The following is a 21,783-nucleotide window of genomic DNA, read 5'->3' on the forward strand; positions in this document are numbered from 1 at the left end:
AAAGTTAGCGCTGATGCACCAACTGCCCGGCTGCATACGTCTGCAATACCGTCCGATCATCCCCCAGTGTCATCAACACAAACAACGTCTCGGCAATGTTATTCGCCTGCTTCAAGCGATAGCTCAGCAACGGCGTAGCGTTGTAGTCCAGCACTAAAAAGTCCGCATCCGTCCCCGGCTGCAACGTGCCGATCTTGTCTTCCAACCGCAGCGCCCGCGCGCCGCCCAGGGTCGCCAGGTACAGCGATTTGAACGGGCTCAACCGTGCGCCCTGCAACTGCATGACCTTGTAGGCTTCGTTCAAGGTTAGCAGCAGCGAGAAACTGGTGCCGCCACCCACGTCCGTGCCCAGGCCCACATTCAACTTGTGCTTCTCGGCCATCGGCAGGTTGAACAAGCCGCTGCCGAGAAACAGGTTCGAGGTCGGGCAAAACGCGACGGCCGAGCCCGTTTCTGCCAGTCGCGCGCATTCGTCATCGCACAGGTGCACGCCATGGGCAAACACCGAGCGCTCGCCCAGCAATGTGTAGTGGTCGTACACATCCAGGTAGCCATTGCGCTCCGGGAACAGCGCTTTTACCCACTCGACTTCCTGCGTGTTCTCGCTGATGTGCGTCTGCATGTACAGGTCGGGGTATTCGCCCAGCAGTTGCCCGGCCAAGGCCAATTGTTCCGGCGTGCTGGTCGGCGCAAAGCGCGGCGTGACCGCATAGTGCAGGCGGCCTTTGCCGTGCCAGCGCTCGATCAGCGCCTTGCTCTCCTGGTAGCCGGATTCTGCGGTATCGGTCAGGTAGTCCGGCGCGTTGCGGTCCATCATCACCTTGCCGGCGATCATGCGCAGGTCGAGCTTTTCTGCCGCCTCAAAAAATGCGTTCACTGACTGCGGATGCACGCTGCCAAACACCAGCGCGGTGGTAGTGCCGTTTCGCAGCAGCTCCTTGATAAAAATATCAGCGACTTCTTCGGCGTGAGCCTTGTCGGCGAACTGGCTTTCGCACGGGAAGGTGTACGTGTTCAGCCAATCCAGCAATTGCTCGCCATACGCGCCGACCATGCCGGTTTGCGGCAGGTGGATGTGTGTATCGATCAGGCCGGGCGTGATCAGCGCGTCCTGGTAGTGGGTGATGTCGATGTCGGCGGGCAACGTCGGCAGCAAATCGCCGGCATGACCAACCGCGCTGATCTGGCCGTTTTCGATCACCAGCAGGCCGTCTTCGAAATACTCGTAGGAAGCTTCGATACCCACTTCAGCGGGATCGGCGATGCTGTGCAGGATGGCGGCACGGTAGGCTTTGCGAGTCAAAGGCATGGTCGTCTCAATTCAAAGGGCTTGGCTGCGACGCGAAGCCGGCAGCAGTTTGGCAATGGGTTCGGCGCTGGCGGTGTGCTGGCCGAAATTCGCGTTATAGGTAGCGATGATTTCGCCGGCGATGGAGATGGCGATCTCCACCGGTAATTTGCCCTTTACCTCGGTGAGGCCCATGGGGCAGCGCATGCGTTGCAGCTGTGCGGCGTCGAAGCCGCGATCACGCAAGCGGTGTTCGAATTTGACCCGTTTGGTCTTTGAGCCAATCAGGCCGAAATAGGCAAAGTCATTGCGTTTGAGCAGGGCGGCGGTCAGTTCCAGGTCCAGCGCATGATTGTGGGTCATGACGATGCAGTAACTGCCCACCGGCAAGTCGGCGATTTCGTCGACCGGCTCTTCGCTGACGATTTTACGCACGCCTAGCGGGATATGTTCCGGAAACTCCTGGTCGCGCGAATCGATCCAACGCACCCGGCACGGCAGGCTCGCCAGCAACGGCACCAACGCGCGGCCAACATGGCCGGCGCCAAACACCGCGATCTGCGCCTGCACTTGGCCCATGGGTTCGAACAGCAGCACGGTCACGCCGCCACAGCACTGGCCCAGGCTGGCGCCGAGGCTGAAGCGTTCCAGATGAGTGTTCTGCTGGCCACTTGCGAGCATGTCCCGGGCGATCTGCATGGCCTTGTATTCCAGGTGCCCGCCGCCGATGGTGTCGAAGGTCTGCGCGGTGCTGATTACCATCTTTGAACCGGCGTTGCGCGGCGTGGAGCCGAGCTCTTCGATGATGGTCACCAGGACGCAGGGTTCGCCCTGGTTTTGCAGGTCGGCGAGGGCGCTGATCCAGTTGTTCATAGTCACCTCCAGTGGTGTCTGTGAGACCGCTATCGCAGGCAAGCCAGCTCCCACATTTGATCGGGTTCACAGATCAACATGTGGGAGCCGGGCTTGCCCGCGATAGCAGCACCTCGGTCTAGAGCGAAGCCATCTCGGTTTCAGTCTCAATGGCTTTCGCCGCCTGCAACTGCCGCATCTGCTCACACCCCCACAACACCCGCTCCGGCGTCGCCGGTGCGTCAATCTTCGGCTGATGGCGATAATCACCCAGGCTCGCCACCGCGTCCTTGATCGCGCACCACGAAGCAATCCCGAGCATGAACGGCGGCTCGCCCACGGCCTTGGAATGGAACACCGTGTCTTCTGGGTTCTTGCGGTTTTCCACCAGCTTGACGCGCAGCTCCAGCGGCATGTCCGCCACGGCTGGGATCTTGTAGCTGGCCGGGCCGTTGGTCATCAGCTTGCCCTTGTTGTTCCACACCAGCTCTTCCATGGTCAGCCAGCCCATGCCCTGGATAAAACCGCCTTCGACCTGACCGATGTCGATGGCCGGGTTCAGCGAGGCGCCGACGTCGTGGAGGATGTCGGTGCGCAGCATCTTGTACTCGCCGGTCAGGGTGTCGACGATCACTTCGCAACAGGCCGCGCCGAACGCGAAGTAGTAGAACGGCCGACCGCGCGACTGGCTGCGGTCGTAGAAGATTTTCGGGGTCTTGTAGAAGCCGGTGCTCGACAGCGAAACCTGCGCGAAATAAGCCTGCTGGATCAACGCCTCAAAGGTCAGGATCTGGTCACGCACGCGCACATGACCGTTGCGGAACTCCACATCGGCCTCGCTCACGTCGTACTTGCGAGCGGCAAATTCCACCAGGCGCTGCTTGATGGTTTCGGCGGCGTTCTGCGCGGCCTTACCGTTCAGGTCAGCACCGCTGGAGGCGGCGGTCGGCGAGGTGTTGGGCACTTTGTCGGTGTTGGTGGCGGTGATCTGTACGCGGTCGATCTCCACCTGAAACACCTCGGCCACCACCTGCGCGACCTTGGTGTTCAAGCCCTGGCCCATCTCGGTGCCGCCGTGGTTCAGGTGGATGCTGCCGTCGGTATAGATGTGGATCAGTGCACCCGCCTGGTTGAGAAAGCTGGCTGTAAACGAAATGCCGAACTTCACCGGGGTCAGCGCCAGGCCTTTTTTCAGGATCGGGCTGTGGGCGTTGTACAGGCGAATCGCTTCGCGGCGCTCGGCGTATTGGCTGCTGGCTTCAAGCTCAGCGGTCATCTCTTCGAGCATATTGTGCTCGACCGTCTGGTAGTAGTGGGTGACGTTGCGCTCGGTCTTACCGTAGTAGTTGGCTTTGCGCACCGCCAGCGGATCAAGCGCCAGATGGCGGGCGATGGCGTCCATCACTTCCTCGATGGCGACCATGCCTTGCGGGCCGCCAAAGCCACGGTAGGCAGTGTTGGACGCGGTGTTGGTCTTGCAGCGATGGCCGTTCACCGTGGCATCGCCGAGGTAATACGCGTTGTCGGAGTGGAACATTGCACGGTCGACAATCGAGTTGGACAGGTCCGGCGAACAGCCGCAGTTACCCGCAAGCTCCAGGTTGATGCCGTGCAGGCGACCGCTGTCGTCGAAGCCGACGTCGTATTCGATATAGAAGGGGTGGCGCTTGCCGGTCATCAGCATGTCTTCCACGCGCGGCAGGCGCATCTTGGTCGGCTGGCCGGTGAGGCGCGCGACCACCGCGCACAAGCACGCGGGGCTGGCGGCCTGGGTTTCCTTGCCGCCGAAACCACCGCCCATGCGGCGCATATCCACCACGATCTTGTTCATCGACACGTCGAGCACTTCGGCCACCAGTTTCTGCACTTCGGTGGGGTTTTGCGTAGAGCAATAGACAATCATGCCGCCGTCTTCGGTGGGCATCACCGAGGAGATCTGGGTTTCCAGGTAGAAGTGTTCCTGGCCGCCGATATGAAGAGTGCCCTGGATACGGTTTTTGGCCGTGGCCAATGCGCCGACTGAATCACCGCGCTGGTGGGTGTGGCTGTCGAGCACGAAGTGCTTTTTGCGAAACGCTTCGACCACATCCAGCACCGGTTCCAGGTCTTCGTATTCGATCACCGCAGCCATCGCTGCTTTGCGTGCGGTGTCCAGGTCGCGGGCGGCCACTGCGAGTACAACCTGGCCGACGTACTGCACCGTATCAATCGCCAGCAACGGATCGCCGGGCATCAGCGGGCCGATGTCTTTCAGGCCCGGCACGTCTTCATGGGTAATAACAATGCGCACACCTTCAAAGGCATAGCAGGGCGCGGTGTCGATGCTGATGATCTTCGCGTGGGCACGGTCGGACATGCGCGCATACAGGTGCAATTGGTTGGGGAATTCAAGGCGGTCATCGATGTAGTGCGCTTCACCGCTGACGTGCTTGGCGGCGCTGTCATGCTTGACGCTGCGGCCCACGCCAGAGGTGAGATCCTGGGCGAACAGCTCGGCGAGTTCGTCTTGGCTTTTAACGACAGCATGATGGTTAGACATAAGCGGTCACCCGAGTCTCGATGTGCGGCGTTTGCAGTTCTATGAAGTATTTGCGCAGCAGGTTCTGCGCGCTGAGCAGGCGATATTCCTTGCTGGCGCGGAAGTCCGACAGCGGGGTGAAATCCTCGGCCAGGGCGGCGCAGGCTTTTTCGACAGTGGTCGAATTCCAGGTGGCGCCCACCAACGCGGCTTCACAGCTCTTGGCGCGTTTAGGCGTGGCCGCCATGCCACCGAACGCAACGCGGGCGTCGCTGATCACACCGTTTTCAATCTTCAAATTGAACGCGGCGCACACGGCGGAAATGTCATCGTCCAGGCGCTTGGAAACCTTGTAGGCGCGGAACAACGCGTGACCCTTCGGCACGATGATTTTCTCGATGAACTCGCTGTCCTGGCGCGCGGTGACGCGGTAATCGATGAAGTAGTCTTCAAGCGCCAGGGTGCGGCGGGTTTCGCCCTTGCACAGCACGATCTGCGCGCCGAGGGCGATCAGCAGCGGTGGCGAATCACCAATGGGCGACGCGTTGCCGATATTGCCGCCCAGCGTGCCCTGGTTGCGGATTTGCAGAGAGGCGAAGCGATGCAGCAGTTCGCCAAAGTCCGGGTATTCAGCGTTCAACGCGGCGTAGCAATCGGAGAGGGCTGTGGCCGCGCCGATTTCCAGGTGGTCGTCGAGATCTTCGATGCGCTTCATTTCTTCAATGTTGCCGACGTAGATCATCACCGGCAGCGTGCGGTGGAACTGGGTGACTTCCAGCGCCAGGTCGGTGCCTCCGGCCAGCAAGCGCGCTTGGGGATAAGCATCGTAGAGGTCGGCCAGATCGGCAACGGTCAGGGGCACCAGGCAGCGTTTGTCGCCGCTGTTGAGTTCACCGGTTTGCGTCGGCGCAATGGCTTTGAGGCGGGCGATGGTGTCGGCCTGGCGGCTGTCGAAGTGATCCTGGGGTTTGTTGCAGCAAGCCTGTTCGGCGGCAGCGAGAATCGGGCGATAACCGGTGCAGCGGCACAGGTTGCCGGCCAGGGCTTCATGGGCTTTCTGGCTGTCGGGGGCGTCGCTGTTCTTTTGCAGGGCAAACAACGACATCACAAAACCGGGGGTGCAAAAGCCGCATTGTGAACCGTGGCACGCGACCATGGCCTGTTGCACGCTGTGCAGTTGGCCCTGGTGCTTGAGGTCTTCGACGCTGATCAGTTGTTTGCCGTGCAGGGACGAGACAAAGGTCAGGCAGGAGTTGAGGCTGCGATAACGGATCTGCTCGGCGCCTTGATCGTCCTTGTGCAGCTCGCCGACCACCACGGTGCAGGCACCGCAATCGCCGCTGGCGCAGCCTTCCTTGGTACCGGATTTGCCCACATGCTCGCGTAGATAGTTGAGCACAGTCAGGTTGGGGTCCAGGGCGTGCTCGCTGCGGAGTTCCTGGTTAAGTAAAAACTGGATCACGGAAGGCCTCGCAGACTCATTATTGTTGTTAACCGCTTTGCGCCGAATCTAGTCATGTCTGACTTTTCGGTCAATCGTTTTCTGACCTAAGGGTCAAGAAAGTGCGATCGCAACACGTTCAATTATGGTCCAGTCTTCTGGAACCGTTGTTTTTGCGGGCTTATACACTGCAACCTTTGCTTATTCCGTGCCAAATTCGCCAAGGTGGGCGTAGCGCCATCAGCGGGCCAATGCGCTACACTGCCGCGCCTGTATTGATAGAAGATTTTGAAGGGAAAACATGACGTTCAAGGCGCCGGACAGTCTCGCCGAGCAAATCGCTCACCACCTCGCCGAACGCATTATTCGCGGCGATCTCAAGCCTGGGGAGCGGATCCAGGAGCAAAAGGTCACGCTGGCACTCAATGTCAGCCGTGGTTCCGTGCGTGAAGCCTTGCTGATCCTCGAACGTCGCCACTTGATCGCGATTCTGCCGCGCCGTGGCGCCCACGTCACCGAACTCACCGCACACAAGGTGCAGAGCCTGTGTACCCTGATGGGCGAGATGTACATCCTGCTCGGCAATGCGGTTGCCGAAGGCTGGCAGACCCAGGTCGACATGGCGCCGTTTCTGCAAATACAGCAGCGCCTGCAGGTCAGCTATGAGCGCGAGGACATCCGCGCCTTCGTTGAAGAAAGCTTCAATGTCATGCGTGCCGCGTACCCCTTCGCCAACAACCCGTATTTGCAGGAAACCGTCGAGAACCTGCAGCCTGCGATGAACCGTGCCTATTACCTGGCCCTGGATCAACGCAAGGCGTCCATGAGCGAGTACCTGGCGCTGTTCGAACAACTGCTCGCCGCTGTACTGGCCCGTGACCTGGTGCAGATTCGCCTGGTGCTGTCGGCCTACTGCCAGCGCAGTTCCTCGCTGGTCATCGCCGCGTTGGCGGACGTCTAAACGTGCGGCTCAAGTGCATCAAACTGGCGGGGTTCAAATCCTTCGTCGATCCAACCACGGTGAACTTCCCCAGTAATATGGCAGCGGTGGTCGGGCCCAATGGTTGCGGCAAGTCGAACATCATCGACGCCGTACGCTGGGTGATGGGCGAGAGCTCGGCAAAAAACCTGCGCGGCGAATCGATGACCGACGTCATCTTCAACGGCTCCACCAGCCGCAAGCCCGTCAGCCAGGCCAGCATCGAACTGGTATTCGACAACTCCGACGGCACCCTGGTCGGTGAGTACGCGGCCTACGCCGAAATCTCGATCCGCCGCAAAGTGACGCGCGACAGCCAGAACAGTTACTTCCTTAACGGCACCAAGTGTCGCCGTCGGGACATCACCGATATCTTCCTCGGCACAGGCCTGGGCCCGCGCAGCTATTCGATTATCGAGCAGGGCATGATCTCCAAGCTGATCGAAGCCAAGCCCGAAGACCTGCGTAACTTTATCGAAGAAGCGGCCGGCATCTCCAAGTACAAGGAGCGCCGCCGCGAGACCGAAAACCGTATCCGCCGCACCCACGAAAACCTCGCCCGCCTGACCGACCTGCGCGAAGAGCTGGAGCGCCAGTTGGAGCGCCTGCACCGCCAGGCCCAGGCCGCCGAGAAGTACCAGGAATACAAGGGCGAAGAGCGCCAGCTCAAGGCACAACTGTCGGCCCTGCGTTGGCAGGCGCTGAATGACCAGGTTGGCCAGCGCGAAGCGATTATCGGCACCCAGGAAATCAGCTTTGAAGCCCTGGTGGCCGAGCAGCGCAATGCCGACGCCAGCATCGAACGCTTGCGCGATGGGCACCACGACCTGTCCGAACGCTTCAATCTGGTGCAGGGCCGCTTCTATTCGGTAGGCGGCGATATTGCCCGCGTCGAGCAGAGCATCCAGCACGGCCAGCAGCGCTTGCGCCAGTTGCAGGATGATTTGAAGGAAGCCGAGCGCGCACGCCTGGAAACAGAATCTCACTTGGGGCACGACCGCACGTTGCTGCTGACCCTCGGCGAAGAGCTAGACATGCTCACCCCCGAGCAGGAGATCACCAGCGCCGCCGCCGAAGAGGCGGCGGCGGCGCTGGAAGAGGCCGAAACTACCATGCACGGCTGGCAGGAGCAGTGGGACACCTTCAACCTGCAATCCGCCGAGCCGCGTCGCCAGGCTGAGGTGCAGCAGTCGCGCATCCAGCAACTGGAAACCAGCATGGAGCGCCTGGCCGAACGCCAGCGTCGTCTGCAGGAAGAGCGTGTGTTGCTCGCCGCCGACCCGGAAGACGCGGCAATCATGGAACTGAGCGAGCAACTGGCCGAAAGCGAAATGACGCTGGAGGAACTGGAAGCCAGCGAAGAACAGCAAGTGGAGCGTCTGGAGCAATTGCGTCAGCAACTGCAACAGGCGACTCAGGCGCAGCAGCAAGCCCAGGGTGATTTGCAGCGGCTCAATGGGCGCTTGGCATCCCTTGAGGCCTTGCAGCAAGCCGCCCTGGACCCAGGCACCGGTACGGCTGAATGGTTGCGCGAGCAGCATCTGGCCGAACGCCCGCGATTAGCGGAAGGCTTGAAGGTCGAGGCGGGTTGGGAGCTGGCGGTGGAAACCGTGCTCGGCGCCGACCTGCAGGCTGTGCTGGTGGATGATTTTGGCGGCTTCGACCTGGCCGGTTTTGCCCAGGGTGATCTGCGCTTGCTCAGCCCTGCGGCCGATGGCACACGGATGCCGGGCAGTTTGCTGGACAAGGTCGAAGCGGCAATTGATCTGTCGCCGTGGCTGGGCCAGGTCACACCGGTTGAATCACTTGAGCAGGCCTTGGCCCAGCGCGGCCAGCTTGGCGTCGGCGAGAGCCTGATCAGCCGCGACGGCTACTGGGTCGGTCGCCATTTCCTGCGGGTACGCCGTGCCAGTGAAGCCGAAAGCGGCGTCCTGGCCCGGGGCCAGGAAATCGTCAACCTGAGCGCCGAACGCGAAGAACGCGAGGCCACCCTTGAAAGCCTGGAAACCGAACTGCAAACCCTGCGCGCCACCCAGCGCCAGCAAGAGACCGGCCGCGAACACCTGCGCCGCCTGTTGCAGGACGAAGCGCGCCAACAAGGTGAACTCAAGGCCCAGCTCTCCGCGAGCAAAGCCAAGGCCGAACAGCTGACCCTGCGCCGCACCCGTCTTGATGAAGAAGTCGCCGAAATGGGCGAACAACGCGCTCTCGAACATGAGCAGATCGGCGAAGCGCGCCTGCAGTTGCAGGAGGCCCTGGACAGCATGGCCCTCGACACCGAGCAACGCGAATTGCTGCTGGCGCAGCGCGACAGCCTGCGCGAACGCCTCGACCGCGTGCGCCAGGAAGCCCGCCAACACAAGGACCATGCCCACCAATTGGCAGTGCGCCTCGGCTCGCTGCGCGCCCAGCACAACTCCACGGCTCAGGCCCTTGAGCGCCTGGAGATGCAATCGGAACGCCTCACCGAAAAGCGCGAGCAGTTGAGCCTCAATCTGGAGGAGGGCGAAGCGCCGCTGGAAGAACTGCGCCTCAAGCTCGAAGAGTTGCTCGACAAGCGCATGACCGTCGACGAAGAACTCAAGACCGCGCAGATCGCCCTGGAAGACGCCGATCGCGAATTGCGCGACGCCGAAAAACGCCGGACCCAGGCCGAGCAGCAGTCCCAGCTTATCCGCGGTCAGCTCGAACAACAGCGCATGGAATGGCAAGCCTTGACCGTGCGCCGCAAGACCCTGCAAGACCAGTTGCTGGAAGACGGCTACGACTTGCACGGCGTGCTCAACACACTGACCGCCCAGGCCAATGAGAAAGAGGCCGAAGAAGAACTCGAACGCATTGCTGCGCGTATCCAGCGACTGGGCGCGATCAACTTGGCGGCCATCGACGAATACCAGCAGCAATCCGAGCGCAAACGTTATCTGGATGCCCAGAACGCCGACCTTGTGGAAGCCTTGGACACCCTGGAAAATGTGATCCGCAAGATCGACAAGGAAACCCGTAACCGCTTCAAAGATACCTTTGATCAGATTAATGCCGGTTTACAGGCGTTATTCCCAAAAGTTTTCGGCGGTGGCAGCGCTTACTTGGAACTGACGGGCGAAGATCTACTCGATACAGGGGTAACGATCATGGCGCGGCCTCCGGGCAAGAAGAACAGCACCATCCATTTGTTGTCCGGCGGCGAGAAAGCCCTGACCGCATTGGCCCTGGTGTTTGCCATCTTCAAGTTGAACCCGGCGCCGTTCTGCATGCTCGATGAAGTTGACGCCCCGCTGGATGACGCTAACGTTGGACGCTACGCACGGTTGGTAAAGGAGATGTCCCAGACCGTGCAGTTCATCTATATCACCCACAATAAGATCGCCATGGAAATGGCGGATCAGTTGATGGGTGTGACGATGCATGAGCCTGGCTGCTCGCGTTTGGTAGCGGTGGATGTCGAAGAAGCGATGGCGATGGTGGACGCCTAGCGGCGTAGCGTTTAGCTGCAAGCTGCAAGCTGCAAGTGAGTTGGCTTGAGCTTGAAGCTTATAACTTGAAGCTTGCAGCTCACCGTTGGCGCCAATGTACGAAAAGGCCATTGGAGAGCGAAGATGCCAATCCAATACATCTTTCGCCAACTGTGCTAATTTAATGTCAAATTTTCATATGCGTGGGCAAAACGTCAGTCAGAACATAGAGTTGGCGCCACGTTTTAAAGCGGTTTGCGCAGTGCTAAACCCCTTATTTTTCAGCATTTTTTATTAGAGGCACGGGATTACATGGAAATCGGTCTGCGCGAGTGGCTGATCGTCATCGGCATTATTGTCATTGCCGGTATTCTTTTTGATGGCTGGCGCCGCATGCGCGGTGGCAAGGGCAAGCTCAAATTTCGTCTGGACCGCAACCTGTCCAACTTGCCTGACGACGACGGTGCCGCCGAGCTGCTGGGGCCGCCTCGTGTGCTTGATACCCATAAAGAACCCCAGTTGGACGAGCACGACTTGCCGTCGATGAGCGCGCCGCTGCGTGAAGCCCGCGAGCCGTCGTCCAAGCGTGGCAAGCGCGCCAGTGCCAGCGCTGCCGAGCCGCATCAGGGCGACTTGAACCTCGACGTCGATGAAGGCCCGAGCTTCAGCAGCCGCGACGATGATTTCCCGGACGAAAATGTGGGCAAGACCTCCAGCGCGCCGCGCCAATCGGTCAACGACCAGCCCGCCGCCGAAGAAGTGCTGGTGATCAGCGTGATCTGCCGCGACGCCGCCGGTTTCAAAGGTCCGGCCCTGCTGCAGAACATCCTGGAAAGTGGCCTGCGTTTTGGCGAGATGGATATTTTCCACCGTCACGAAAGCATGGCGGGTAACGGCGAAGTGCTGTTCTCCATGGCCAATGCGGTCAAGCCGGGCACTTTCGACCTGGACGATATCGACCTGTTCAGCACCCCGGCGGTGAGCTTTTTCCTTGGCCTGCCAGGCCCACGTCACCCGAAACAAGCATTTGACGTGATGGTGGCCGCAGCCCGCAAGCTGTCCCAGGAACTGAATGGCGAGCTCAAGGACGACCAGCGCAGCGTCCTCACGGCCCAGACCATCGAACATTACCGTCAGCGCATCGTCGAGTTCGAACGTCGCGCCCTGACACAGAAACGCTGAGGCCTGATCTTAAGCGTTGCCTGTAGAATCCGTGCACTAACATATTGAGCAGCTTCGGCTGCTCTTTTGCTTTATGAGAGAACACCCATGACCGCCGCCCATACCCGCATCCTCGAACTGCGCGCTGAACTGGATCAGCACAACTACCGTTATCACGTCCTCGACGAGCCAAGCATTCCGGACGCCGAGTACGACCGGTTGTTCCATGAGCTCAAGGCCCTGGAGGCCGAGCATCCGGAGCTGATTACGCGCGATTCACCGACGCAGCGGGTCGGCAGTGCCGCGCTGTCGGCGTTCACTCAGGTGAAGCACGAGATTCCGATGCTCAGCCTGGGCAACGCGTTTGATGAAACCACCTTGCTGGAGTTCGATCGCCGGGTGACCGAAGGTCTAGACCTGCCCGCGGGCGATCTGTTTGGCGGTGGCGGGGCGGTGGAGTACAGCTGCGAGCCCAAGCTGGACGGCCTGGCGGTCAGCCTGCTGTACCAGGATGGCGAGTTGGTACGGGGTGCTACCCGTGGCGACGGCACCACCGGTGAAGACATCAGCGTCAACGTGCGCACCGTGCGCAATATCCCATTGAAGCTGCACGGCAGCGGCTGGCCGGCCACCCTCGAGGTGCGCGGCGAAGTGTTCATGTCCAAGGCCGGTTTCGAGCGGCTCAACGCCTCGCAACTGGAAGTCGGCGGCAAGACCTTCGCCAACCCGCGCAACGCGGCTGCCGGCAGCTTGCGCCAGCTGGACTCAAAGATCACTGCCAGCCGCCCGCTGGAATTTTGCTGTTATGGCGTGACCACCGATATCAGCGACACCCACATTGGCAACCTGCAGCAACTGAAGCAGTGGGGCATGCCCATCAGTCACGAGCTGAAGCTGGCCAAGGGCATTCAGGATTGCCTGGAGTACTACCGCGATATCGGCGAGCGGCGTAACAGCCTGCCGTATGAGATCGACGGTGTGGTGTTCAAGGTCAACAGCATTGCCTCCCAGCGTGAGCTGGGCTTCCGCGCCCGCGAACCGCGCTGGGCCATCGCGCATAAATTCCCGGCCCTGGAAGAGCTGACCGAACTGCTCGACGTCGAATTTCAGGTTGGCCGCACCGGCGCCGTTACACCGGTGGCGCGCTTGAAGCCGGTCAAGGTCGCGGGTGTCACCGTCTCCAACGCTACCTTGCACAACATGGACGAAGTCGCGCGCCTGGGCGTGATGATCGGCGATACCGTGATCATCCGCCGTGCCGGTGACGTAATCCCACAAGTCGTGTCGGTGGTGCTCGAGCGGCGCCCGGAAACAGCACGTGCAGTGCCGATCCCCGAGCGCTGCCCGGTGTGCGGCTCCCATGTGGAGCGCACGCAACTGGTCAAGCGCAGCAAAGGCAAGGAAACCGTGAGCGAAGGCGCGGTGTACCGTTGCGTCGGCCGCCTGGCCTGTGGCGCGCAGCTCAAGCAGGCGATCATCCATTTTGTGTCGCGTCGTGCCATGGATATCGACGGCCTCGGCGACAAGACCATCGAACAGTTGGTGGATGAAAAACTCATCGGCTCGCCGGCTGATCTCTACACACTGAAGTACGAGCAGATTATCGACCTGGAAGGCTTCGCCGATATTTCCAGCAAGAAGCTGATTACCGCCATCGAAAACAGCAAGACCCCGACCCTGGCGCGCTTTATCTACGCCCTGGGGATTCCCGACGTAGGCGAGGAGACCGCCAAGGTGCTGGCGCGTTCCCTGGCCTCGCTGGAACGTGTGCAGAAGGCCTTGCCGGAAGTGCTGACGTACTTGCCGGACGTGGGCCTGGAAGTGGCGCACGAGATCCACAGCTTCTTTGAAGACAGCCATAACCAAGACGTGATCGGCGCGCTGCTGTCGCCGGATGAATGCGGCCTGCAATTGCAGGATCAGGGCGACCTGAGTGCCGAATTCGCCGCCAGCACCACGTTGGGCGGCTTGCTCGACAAGTTGCACGTGCCGAGCGTCGGCCCGGGCGCTGCGCAGAAACTGGCGGACAAGTTCGGCACCCTCGAGGGCGTGATCAAGGCGGACTGGCTGGACATGCGCCAGGCCCTGCCCGAGAAACAGGCCAAGGCCGTCCGCGACTTTTTCGACAGCGAAGGCAACGCCAACCGCGCCCTGGCCATCGAGCAGCAGCTCAAGGACTTCGGCATGCACTGGCTGAGCGAGAAGAAAGTCGTCGAAGGTTTGCCCGAAGCCGGGCACACCTGGGTGCTCACCGGCTCCCTGGAGCTGATGAGTCGTGACGTGGCGAAGGAAAAGCTCGAAAGCCTCGGCGCCAAGGTGGCGGGTTCCGTCTCGGCGAAAACCCATTGCGTGGTGGCTGGGCCAGGCGCCGGCTCCAAGCTGGCCAAGGCCAGCGAGCTGGGCTTGAAGGTATTGGACGAAGAAGCTTTCGTCGCCTTCCTGGCCACGCATAACATCACGGTCTGATTCTTACTGAACGATCTCTTACTGGCGATGCTCAGAGTTCCTACGCGCGCCCCGTAGCAGCTGTCGAGCGCCAGCGAGGCTGCGTTGGCGGCATGCGGTGCAGAGCGCGGCGCTGGATGGGCAGTGTTGCCGACGCAGCCTCGCTTAAGCTCGACAGCTGCTACGCGGTTATTGTTGGTACTCAAGGCAGGAAAAGATCGCCATGTTCCGCTACTTCGAACAACTCAGTTCGCGCATCGCTGCACCGTTCGTAGCCGGCACATCTCGCGATAGCAAGGTGTGGCAGTGCCGCTGCGGCCAATCGCTGTTTTTTCGCAACAGCCAATGCCTGGCCTGCCAGGCGTTGTTGGGGTATCAAGCGCCACAAAGTCGCCTGTCCTCCCTGCAACCCGGGCCCGTCGAAGGCACCTGGCTACAGGACGACAACCTCGCCGCCGGCGCCTTCCGCCGCTGCGCCAACCTCGACACGCCGGCCGCCTGCAACTGGCTGATCCCGGCCCACAGCACCGCATCGCTGTGCGTGGCCTGCAGCTTAAACCGCACCATCCCCGACCTGTCGATCGCGGAAAACCAGGATCGCTGGCGCAAAGTCGAAACCGCCAAGCGCCGCTTGGTCGCGCAACTGATCAGCCTGGGTTTGCGCGTGGTGCCCAAGAGTGCCGATGAAGATAACGGCCTGGCCTTCGACTTCGTCGGTGTCGACCTGGAAGGCAACGCCCCCATGACAGGCCATGCGAACGGCCTGATCACCCTCGACATCAAGGAAGCCGACGACGCCCACCGTGAAAAACTCCGCGTGCAAATGCGTGAACCCTATCGCACCTTGCTCGGGCACTTTCGTCATGAAGTCGGCCATTATTACTGGGATCGCCTGATCGCCAATACCCACTGGCTTGAAACGTTTCGCAACCTGTTCGGCGACGAACGCGCCAGTTATGCCGATGCGCTCGACCAGCACTACCAGAACGGCCCACGTGCCGACTGGCAGAAAACCTGCGTCAGTGCCTACGCCACCATGCATCCCTGGGAGGACTGGGCCGAAACCTGGGCCCATTACCTGCACATGATGGACGCGGTCGACACCGCCCTCGGCTTCGGCATGAGCGCCCGCACGATGGAGCTGGATTACCAGCCATTCCCGCTCAGCACGCTCTACGACCCGGAGCACCCTGGCGGTGCAGCGTTCCTGTCGTTCGTCAATGCCTGGATCGAACTGGCCGGCATGCTTAACGAACTATCGCGCAGCATGGGCCAGCCGGATTTCTATCCCTTCGTGCTGCCACCGGCGGTGATCGCCAAGCTGCACTTTATTCACCTAGTGATCCAGGAAGAGGGCGGCCGTGCGGAGGAGGTGGTACAGGCGCAGTAATCCGCCTTGTGTGGCAGCTCGGTAGCCCAGGCAGACCGAGTCGCCAGCAGCGCGAGCAAGCCCGGCTCCCACAGCGTTCTATATTGCTCCCACGGGCGCAGACAAGTGCTTGAGCCCCTTCATATTTTTTATCCGGCGCAATGGTTGTAACTTCCGATGAGATCGGTACAATGGCCCCGCTTGCCGAGAGGCAGGCGTCGTTATGGTGACCCCATCGGTCCCCCCGCAACGATTACCCGTGAACCTGGTCAGAGCCGGAAGGCAGCAGCCACAGCGGGAACATTGTGTGCCGGGGTGTGGCTGGTGGGGTTGCCTCCATAACGCTCCTCCTAGCAACATCCCATCACTTTCAATTCAAAAAAATGCTTTCACGCCATCTGCCATCGTGCAGTCCATGGCGGCATACTCCATGCCTGGCATCCGGAGACAGCACACGTGGAAAAAGTCGACGACCTCACGCGCGAAAAACTGCGGGAATGGCAGATGCGGCGCCTGGAGATCAAGGACCGTATTCAGTCGCATCCTGAACAGACCCTGGAATTGTCGAGGGTATTGGACCTCATGGACGACGAACACGCGCAAATCCTCAGCCAGGCGCAAATGATCCGGGTCGAGGAAGTGACGGATGCCCCGGGGCCGATCGCCGAGCCCGCGCCGCTGCCACTCGCGGGCGCCTGCACGCTGCAATTGAATGTGGCCGCGCAGAGCGCCGAAGACTTGCGCAGGTTGCTTGAGATGGCGGTTTTCGAACTCCAGCAGCAGATCAATGCGATGGCCTCTGGGGCTGACTCGCCGGCCCATTGCGGTGGCATGTCAGGCTCCCTGGGCGAGTATCGGTTCGAACTGGGTAGCCAGGACCATGCCTGATCCACGCGACGTACGTCGGCCCCTGGCTGCGAGGAACTATGCAACCGGAACACTTTGATTTATCCAGCCCCGTCTTCCTGCCTGTCACGGATGAAACCTGCACCGCACTGCTCGGCACGGACGGTGCCGAGGCCTTGGTCGGCCTGACGGACCCGGAGCTGGCCGCCGTGCTCGTCATCCAGAACCTGGCCCAGGCCGCGGAAAAAGACCTGACGTGCGCGGGTGCCGAGCGCATCCTGGAAAAGTTGCTCGGCTGGGCAGTCGATTCACCGCCTGCGGGCGCTGCGACGTTGCGGTCTGAGGCGCAACGGCTGTTCGACCCGCGCAAGCTGTACTTTGGTTTTAACGCGCTCAAAAGCGTGAACCTGCGCCTGCTTTCAGCTGAAGAAGTTGCGGCGCGGGATTACCTGTTGCCTACGGGTAAATGGGATATCGGCTACAAGGTCCGCCATCTGCGCAGCAATGATCCGTTCAGCCAGCAGATGATTACACCCCGGCATCGCGAACGCTGGCTCAGCCCGGCCCAGGACAAGCTGGTGCGCACCTTTCGCGCCAACTTGAATGAAGACTTGCATGTTCAAGGCTACGCGGGCATCGGCAAGAGCCACCTGCTCGGCGCGTTGATGGAGTGCCTGCGGCCTGAAAAGACCCTCATACTGGCGCGCACGCAAGCAAAGCTGGCGACACTTCGCGAACGTATGGGGTTGGGGCGCGACAGCAAGGCCGGCTCGACGTTTGCTGCGTTCGCCAAGGCCCTGTTGCACGGGCCACGCCCGCCCGCGCCGGCAGCGCCGGCCAGGTTGCCCGGCAAACTGGCTGTGGCGCAAACCCTGGATATCCATGGGTGGCGCGGGCACGATGGTCCAGCGACCGTCGAGGTGTGTCTCAAGGTGCTCGAACGCTATTGCCACTCCAGCCATCACAGCCTGTCGGCCAGTCATTTGCCGCACTTCAAACAACCGTTGTCAGGTGTGGATGCCCAGGTGTTACTGGAGTATTCCAGCCGTGTGTGGACTTACCTGGAGGCCAACCCGCAATGGGCCAGCCCACTCGCGTTCGCGGCGCTGTTGCTGATCAAGCGCGCGAGCCTCGACGGTTGTGTGGTGCCGCCTCGGTACACCCATGTATTGATTGATGAAAGCCAGGACATCCCGCCTTCGTTGTTGCAGATTATCGAACGCGGCCGCCAAGTGCTGATCACCCTCGGCGATGAGTACCAATTGGCCAACGGAGTGATGGTCAGAAGAAAGCGCGAAGTCCGGCACACCGACATCAGTTATTCCGTGCGCTCGGGCCGCAACGTCGAGCGGCTGGTCAACCCGTTGATCAGCGTGCACTCGCAGAAATGCAAGACCCCCTTCGAAGGCGCTCGGGATGCCGACGTCGGCATCGAACATTACCCCCAGGGCTTCGTGCCGCCGGAAGGCTGCGTGGTGTTGACCGCCTCGCCTTGGGACACCATGAAGTGGGCCATTCAGTTGCAGCAGGCCAACTGCCCGTTCGGGTTCCCCGACAACGCGGCGCAGCAGGACCTCCAACGCTTCATGGTCAGCGCCATCGCCTTGTTCAAGCCGCAGTTCTACAGCAATGAGCACAACGAGAACGGGCCGCACGTGTATTTCAGCGACATGGCTGACTGGCAACAGGTGCGTGATGCCAGCCAGTTCGATGAGTCGTTCCTGTGGGTCGAAAGTGAGCTGGAAAAAGGCTTCAATGTCGCCGATATCACACGCTTGAACCGCCTGGGCGGTGTCCCCGGCAAGCGTTGCCTGCTGATGCTGGCGGAACAGGCAGGTGGCATGGAATTCGATCGGGTGCTGCTGACCCCTGAGCTGCTGACCAACGTGAAGTTCAAGGATGCCTACGCGTTCGACCAGCGGATCTGTGCCGTGTACATCGCAATTTCCCGCACAAAGCAACAGCTTTACGTCCCTTACGATGTGGTCGAATGGCTCGAGTACCACAATTATCAGGGATTCAGCGGGTCGCACGGTTACTGATTGAACTCACAGGCCCTGGCGGCGAGCAGGTCAGGCCGACGATGGGGCCTGCCTGCTCAGCGGCATTACGGCCGGTACACCGGGAATGCCTTGATCAACGGGACTATTTCCGGGCCCATCGCCTCCACCGTTTTTGGCGGATTGCTCGGTGTTGGAATGTTCCTGGCAAAGTGAAAGATGATGGTCTGGCCGGTGCCACTGTCCCGGTAATATTTGAAGAAACTGACTTCAGAGAAGAGCCCATCCTTGCGCAGAGACTCGGGGAAATACATCACCAAATACACGATGCCGGTGGCATTGTCCGTCGCCAGTATCGACGGCATATTCGGGTTTTCCTGCTGGTGAAGCCGGACGGTATTCTTGGCGAGGTCGAGGGGTTCGAAACGGTTCATCTCGCGAGGGACCACGGTAAAATCCACCATCTCATTCCAGGCATCGACGCTTTCCTGCGCCGGGAAGTATTCCCACAGGCCGGGTTTCTGAAATTTCAGGACGAACGTCTTGCCGTCGAACACCACCGATTTGGTTTCGGCAATGGAGGGGCGCGACAGGTCGGGGGCAATAGTGGCTGGGGGCGAAGCGCAACCGCAGAGCAGGGCCAAGGCAGACAAAACAACTAGCGTGATTTTCATTTCAATCCTTGAAAATAGTTTGAGGCAGGTATCTTGCGCGAAAGACAGTAGTCCAGCCGGCGGCTGAATACCGCCTATTTAGTTGAGAAACTGCATTTTCCCGATCTGTCCTTGAGGGCTCCCTCACAGCTTTAAAACACTTTCTGAACAACCCCAAACCACCTTGTTAGTTTCCGCCAGCCACTTGTTTCAGAATATGACAAGGGCGAGCAATTGATATTGAAGTGCTATCACTTCTTTAGCTAACAAGGATGTCTGTGATGAAAAGCCTGCAAGGGTTACCCCGTCTTATCAGTGCTTCGGTAGGCACTCCCGGTAAAGCCCGCAACTTGCCCGCCGATGTGCAGTGCATCCAGTATTTATTCAATCTGATCATTCCCAAACTGGGTTTTCCGCTGGCCGAGAATGGCAAGTGCGATGGCCAGTTGGTGCAGTGCATCAGCCAGTACCCGTTCCGTCACCTCAAATACGCCCACCCCGGTTGCTTGAACGTGCTGATGCCAGAGATCGCCACCGGCCTGGACTTGACCCAGACCGCGAACAAGAAATGGATCGGCCTGGCGAAGGTGTCCGCCGACAAGGCGTACCTGCTGAAAACCCCAAGTGCCAAGGCGGCTAAGCGCCCCTACATTGTCAAAAACGACGTGGTCGGCGTGCTGGCCTTCAAGGATGGCTGGGCGCAGGTCGAGTTCATCAATGCTCAGACCCGTTCGTTTACCGGTTGGATCAGCCAGGATCAGTACAGCCGTTTGTCTGCGCCTAAACCCTAGCCACGCGCCCCAGGCAGACAGAGCCCTACTCAGAACCTCCGATTACGCCGCAACGTGCCACGCACGTTGCGGCGTTCTCATGTCCGGGTTCAGGCTTTGTTGCGGTTGAATAGCTTACGGATCACGGCGAACAACGCCACCACGCCAATCACCAGGAATTTCTTTGCAGCCAGCAGGAAGATGCCGATTTTGGCGAACAACCCGGCTTTGGCTGCAATCCCGCCGGCGACCAACGCAGCGAGACCGTAAGTGGCAAGCTTGTCGGTGCTTGGGTTGAAGTCGGTATACAGGTTGCCGTCGGTGAAGTTGGTAAAGGCCAAGACCTTGGGCAATTCCTGCTTGATGGTGGGCAGGTCGGCCATGGCGGCGACGGCATTGAGTTCCAGCACGCCTTCACGGCCCAGCACACGGATGCTGTAGTTGAGGGTGGTCTGCTCGGCGTCGTCGGCCTTCAGTTCGCGGGCCCAATACATCTTGTGGGTGCTGTCGTCGTAGTGCGGCGGCTCGGCCCAGCCCAGCAAGTGCAAGCCGGCGTAGCCTTGTTGCTGGCGTTCTTTGTTTTCGGCCTCGTCCTCTTCCTGCATCTGTTTGAGCAGTTCGGCGTAGTCGATTTTTGCGGCGTCCTCGTCGGAAATGTGCCCGTCGGCCTTGTAGCTGACGATCACACCCCAGCCACGCTCCGACAATGGGCTAACCGCTTTCGGCACAATCATGCCCAGGGTCTTGAAACCCGGCGGGTTGCCCCAGCCATCCGTCAGCAAGCGCTCGGTGTCGGCGGGGTCGAGGTAATAGAACTCGTCGTTGAGCTTGAGGGTTGCAATGCCACTGGGCAAGGTGACCGTGCCGGTCTTCTGTTTGAGGGACTTGAGGAAATGTTCGGCCGTTTCGGCGGGCGCACTGGCTTCAACGGGCGCGGGTGGGGAAGCGGCAAAGGCGGGGAAGGCAGGCAGGCTCAAAGCGGCCGCCGCCAACAACAGGCGGAAGTAATTCATGGTAGTCCCTTACATTTTGAATTAATTTCGCAAAATAATAACTGAAAGGACCTGCTACGGGTTAGCGAAAGGTCTCCCGCAACAGCCCGGCAAACGCATCCCGCGCCAGGTGCCGCTGGATGTCCTTGTGCCAGAACAGCAGGTTGTCCACGGCCTGCAGTTCATCAAATCGGTACGACGCCAACTGATTGGCCTGCTCATAGCGGGCCAGGATGCCTTCGGGCGCGAGCGCCACGCCAATGCCCGCGCTGACGCAACCGATGATCGTGCCCCAACTGGCATAGCTGGCGATGGCCGGCTTGAAGGCGTGGGGCTTGACCCAGTTCTCCAGCGCCGCCCGATACGGGCAGCCGGGGGGCCACAACAGCAGGGTGCGGCCGGCGAGGTCCTCGGCGCTGTGGATCGGTGCGCTGGAGGCGCTGGCGATCAATACGAGGCGTTCGCTATAGACCACGCTGTGCTCGAGCTTCGCGCTTTTGTTGCCGGCTGCCACCAGCGCCACATCCAGGCGGTGGTGTTGCAGGTCATCGAGCAGTTCGCCCCAGGCGCCGGTGATCAGCTCCAGGCTGACATCCGGGTAGCGCCGGTGATACTCCGCCAGCAGCGGCGGCAGACGGCCGCTGGCGCTGGACTCCACCGCACCGATGCGCAGGGTGCCACGGGGAATGGCGTTGGCGTCCACCGCGCGTTTGGATTCGTCCACCAATGCCAGAATGCGCTCGCAATACTCCAGGAATATCTCACCGGCAGCACTGATCGCCAGCCCGCGCCCGGCGCGGATAAACAGGGGCGTACCCAACTCGCCTTCCAACTGCTTGATACGCGTGGTGATGTTGGACGGCACACAGTGCAATTGCAGGGCAGCATGGGCCACGCTGCCGGTCTGCGCCACGGCTCGCACCATTTTCAGTTGGGCCAGTTCCATTACTCAGTTCCAGTGAATTCAGAAGTCAGAAACGCTTAATTGTCCTACGCCTTGCCCGGGCCAAGACTGAC

At 60.5% G+C, this 21,783-nt stretch carries 15 protein-coding genes and 1 other RNA gene; 9 read left to right on the forward strand and 7 right to left on the reverse strand.

What is annotated here, in order from left to right:
* Positions 1–4 precede the first annotated feature (4 nt).
* From guaD to xdhA, 4 genes are all read right to left on the reverse strand, one after another.
* Positions 5–1,309 (reverse strand): guanine deaminase, encoded by a 1,305-nt coding sequence (guaD, locus tag AACY08_RS02845; RefSeq protein ID WP_339467903.1) that lies wholly within the window; start codon positions 1,307–1,309, stop codon positions 5–7.
* Positions 1,310–1,321: 12 nt separating this feature from the next.
* Complete coding sequence (xdhC, locus tag AACY08_RS02850) at positions 1,322–2,161, reverse strand: xanthine dehydrogenase accessory protein XdhC (protein ID WP_339467905.1); 840 nt, start codon at positions 2,159–2,161, stop codon at positions 1,322–1,324.
* 118 nt (positions 2,162–2,279) lie between these two features.
* The gene (xdhB, locus tag AACY08_RS02855) at positions 2,280–4,679 is read right to left on the reverse strand and encodes a xanthine dehydrogenase molybdopterin binding subunit (RefSeq protein WP_339467907.1); all 2,400 of its coding nucleotides are present in this window, start codon (positions 4,677–4,679) and stop codon (positions 2,280–2,282) included.
* The gene (gene xdhA / locus AACY08_RS02860; protein ID WP_339467909.1) at positions 4,672–6,120 is read right to left on the reverse strand and encodes a xanthine dehydrogenase small subunit; all 1,449 of its coding nucleotides are present in this window, start codon (positions 6,118–6,120) and stop codon (positions 4,672–4,674) included. The genes xdhB and xdhA overlap by 8 nt, the downstream gene beginning before the upstream one ends.
* Before the next feature lie 280 nt (positions 6,121–6,400).
* Here xdhA and AACY08_RS02865 point away from each other — a divergent pair, with 280 nt between their 5' ends.
* From AACY08_RS02865 to AACY08_RS02900, 8 genes are all read left to right on the forward strand, one after another.
* Entirely contained in the window at positions 6,401–7,060 is a 660-nt protein-coding gene (locus AACY08_RS02865) for a GntR family transcriptional regulator (protein WP_339467911.1), read from the forward strand.
* Between the two features lie 2 nt (positions 7,061–7,062).
* Positions 7,063–10,551: a chromosome segregation protein SMC gene (smc, locus tag AACY08_RS02870; RefSeq protein WP_339467913.1), complete on the forward strand. Its 3,489-nt coding sequence runs from the start codon at positions 7,063–7,065 to the stop codon at positions 10,549–10,551.
* 291 nt (positions 10,552–10,842) lie between these two features.
* Positions 10,843–11,712 carry a cell division protein ZipA gene (gene zipA / locus AACY08_RS02875; RefSeq protein WP_339418773.1) on the forward strand — a complete coding sequence of 290 codons (870 nt, stop codon included), beginning with the start codon at positions 10,843–10,845 and terminating at the stop codon, positions 11,710–11,712.
* A gap of 87 nt (positions 11,713–11,799) precedes the next feature.
* Complete coding sequence (gene ligA / locus AACY08_RS02880) at positions 11,800–14,157, forward strand: NAD-dependent DNA ligase LigA (protein ID WP_339467915.1); 2,358 nt, start codon at positions 11,800–11,802, stop codon at positions 14,155–14,157.
* Between the two features lie 202 nt (positions 14,158–14,359).
* Positions 14,360–15,526 (forward strand): zinc-binding metallopeptidase family protein, encoded by a 1,167-nt coding sequence (locus tag AACY08_RS02885; RefSeq protein WP_339467916.1) that lies wholly within the window; start codon positions 14,360–14,362, stop codon positions 15,524–15,526.
* 212 nt (positions 15,527–15,738) lie between these two features.
* Positions 15,739–15,835, forward strand: an RNA gene (gene ffs / locus AACY08_RS02890) — signal recognition particle sRNA small type.
* A 126-nt stretch (positions 15,836–15,961) separates the two neighbouring features.
* Entirely contained in the window at positions 15,962–16,393 is a 432-nt protein-coding gene (locus AACY08_RS02895) for a hypothetical protein (RefSeq protein WP_339467918.1), read from the forward strand.
* Between the two features lie 38 nt (positions 16,394–16,431).
* The gene (locus tag AACY08_RS02900) at positions 16,432–18,393 is read left to right on the forward strand and encodes a hypothetical protein (protein ID WP_339467921.1); all 1,962 of its coding nucleotides are present in this window, start codon (positions 16,432–16,434) and stop codon (positions 18,391–18,393) included.
* A 65-nt stretch (positions 18,394–18,458) separates the two neighbouring features.
* Here AACY08_RS02900 and AACY08_RS02905 read toward each other — a convergent pair whose 3' ends face one another.
* Positions 18,459–19,025: a hypothetical protein gene (locus tag AACY08_RS02905; RefSeq protein WP_339467924.1), complete on the reverse strand. Its 567-nt coding sequence runs from the start codon at positions 19,023–19,025 to the stop codon at positions 18,459–18,461.
* A gap of 260 nt (positions 19,026–19,285) precedes the next feature.
* On the opposite strand from AACY08_RS02905, the gene AACY08_RS02910 reads away from it, so the two are divergent.
* Complete coding sequence (locus tag AACY08_RS02910; protein ID WP_339467926.1) at positions 19,286–19,795, forward strand: hypothetical protein; 510 nt, start codon at positions 19,286–19,288, stop codon at positions 19,793–19,795.
* Positions 19,796–19,884: 89 nt separating this feature from the next.
* Here AACY08_RS02910 and AACY08_RS02915 read toward each other — a convergent pair whose 3' ends face one another.
* Both AACY08_RS02915 and AACY08_RS02920 read right to left on the reverse strand, forming a co-directional pair.
* Positions 19,885–20,787, reverse strand: a complete 903-nt coding sequence (locus AACY08_RS02915) for a DUF2167 domain-containing protein (protein WP_339467928.1) — start codon at positions 20,785–20,787, stop codon at positions 19,885–19,887.
* Positions 20,788–20,848: 61 nt separating this feature from the next.
* Entirely contained in the window at positions 20,849–21,712 is an 864-nt protein-coding gene (locus tag AACY08_RS02920) for a LysR family transcriptional regulator (protein WP_339467931.1), read from the reverse strand.
* Positions 21,713–21,783: the final 71 nt, after the last annotated feature.

Source organism: Pseudomonas sp. EL_65y_Pfl1_R83, from assembly GCF_963970695.1.
Taxonomy (GTDB): Bacteria; Pseudomonadota; Gammaproteobacteria; order Pseudomonadales; family Pseudomonadaceae; genus Aquipseudomonas; species Aquipseudomonas tritici.

Coding starts and splice junctions, on each gene's coding strand:
- guaD (WP_339467903.1), bottom strand. CDS start 1,309: ATGCCTTTGACTCGCAAAGCCTACCGTGCCGCCATCCTGCACAGCATC.
- xdhC (WP_339467905.1), bottom strand. CDS start 2,161: ATGAACAACTGGATCAGCGCCCTCGCCGACCTGCAAAACCAGGGCGAA.
- xdhB (WP_339467907.1), bottom strand. CDS start 4,679: ATGTCTAACCATCATGCTGTCGTTAAAAGCCAAGACGAACTCGCCGAG.
- AACY08_RS02865 (WP_339467911.1), top strand. CDS start 6,401: ATGACGTTCAAGGCGCCGGACAGTCTCGCCGAGCAAATCGCTCACCAC.
- zipA (WP_339418773.1), top strand. CDS start 10,843: ATGGAAATCGGTCTGCGCGAGTGGCTGATCGTCATCGGCATTATTGTC.
- ligA (WP_339467915.1), top strand. CDS start 11,800: ATGACCGCCGCCCATACCCGCATCCTCGAACTGCGCGCTGAACTGGAT.
- AACY08_RS02885 (WP_339467916.1), top strand. CDS start 14,360: ATGTTCCGCTACTTCGAACAACTCAGTTCGCGCATCGCTGCACCGTTC.
- AACY08_RS02900 (WP_339467921.1), top strand. CDS start 16,432: ATGCAACCGGAACACTTTGATTTATCCAGCCCCGTCTTCCTGCCTGTC.
- AACY08_RS02905 (WP_339467924.1), bottom strand. CDS start 19,025: ATGAAAATCACGCTAGTTGTTTTGTCTGCCTTGGCCCTGCTCTGCGGT.
- AACY08_RS02910 (WP_339467926.1), top strand. CDS start 19,286: ATGAAAAGCCTGCAAGGGTTACCCCGTCTTATCAGTGCTTCGGTAGGC.
- AACY08_RS02915 (WP_339467928.1), bottom strand. CDS start 20,787: ATGAATTACTTCCGCCTGTTGTTGGCGGCGGCCGCTTTGAGCCTGCCT.
- AACY08_RS02920 (WP_339467931.1), bottom strand. CDS start 21,712: ATGGAACTGGCCCAACTGAAAATGGTGCGAGCCGTGGCGCAGACCGGC.